The sequence below is a fragment of the Komagataeibacter rhaeticus genome, assembly GCF_003207855.1.
GTDB lineage: Bacteria > Pseudomonadota > Alphaproteobacteria > Acetobacterales > Acetobacteraceae > Komagataeibacter > Komagataeibacter rhaeticus.
On sequence record NZ_NKTZ01000062.1, the window covers coordinates 1 to 519 of the forward strand.

1 tRNA gene is annotated in these 519 nt (G+C 57.6%); it reads left to right on the forward strand.

From position 1 onward, the window contains the following. Nucleotides 1-91: 91 nt before the first annotated feature. A tRNA-Ala gene (locus tag CFR78_RS15955) sits at nucleotides 92-167 on the forward strand. Nucleotides 168-519: the final 352 nt, after the last annotated feature.

Consider the following 519-nt stretch of genomic DNA (forward strand, 5'->3'; position numbering starts at 1 on the left):
CACACGCTTGATAAGCGTGGGGTCGGAGGTTCAAGTCCTCCCTGGCCCACCAGTTCTGCTGCGTGACCGTGTTGATGTGTCATGCACTGATGGGGGCGTAGCTCAGCTGGGAGAGCACCTGCTTTGCAAGCAGGGGGTCGTCGGTTCGATCCCGTCCGCCTCCACCACCGGCCGAATGGCCTGGTCCTGGTGTTGAGAGGGTTGGGAACGATCGGAAGACTGGCAGATTGTCGCCGGAAGATAATGGAGATCGGACGGATAGCATGTGGAACCGCGTTGGCGGTGCACGTGGTGTTGCGGTCTGGTGAGTTTGCTCTTTGATAAGTGAATAGGTTGGTGCGTTTGTGGACGTGCCTTTGTCGCGGGTTGGTCTGACCCGTGGATGGTCCGAGCAGTCGGGGTATCCATGCTAAGCGATGAGGGCGTGAGCGTTCATAAGCGATAAGTTAAGTGTTGATTGTGTGAATGCACTGCACTTTCTCTGTGCGGGTGCTGGCTGCCTGGCCTTCTGGTCTTCTG